The 265-nt window shown below is 69.4% G+C and carries 1 pseudogene; it reads left to right on the forward strand.

The window, feature by feature from the left end:
• Positions 1 to 265, forward strand: a pseudogene (locus SB751_RS31435) (hybrid sensor histidine kinase/response regulator); the annotation flags it as partial.

Below are 265 nucleotides of genomic sequence, written 5' to 3' on the forward strand. Positions count from 1 at the left end.
GTGGCCGGGCGCGAGGATTTCACCGGCATTCGCGACGGGCGCGACCTCGAACACGTGTCGAAGGTCATGACGGGGCACGTCGCCGGCGAACAGGTGTTCAACATGGGCGTCGAGCGGCGCGGCGCCGACGGCGCGTTCGCGGGCATGGTCTCGGTGGCGCTGCGGCCCAGCTATTTCAGCGCGTTTTACCGCGAACTGCTCGGCGGCAGCGACGGCACAGCCATGACGATGACCCTCGTGCGCACGGACGGCGCGATCCTCGCTC

The organism is Cupriavidus sp. SIMBA_020 (genome assembly GCF_046535395.1).
Taxonomy (GTDB): Bacteria; Pseudomonadota; Gammaproteobacteria; order Burkholderiales; family Burkholderiaceae; genus Cupriavidus; species Cupriavidus campinensis.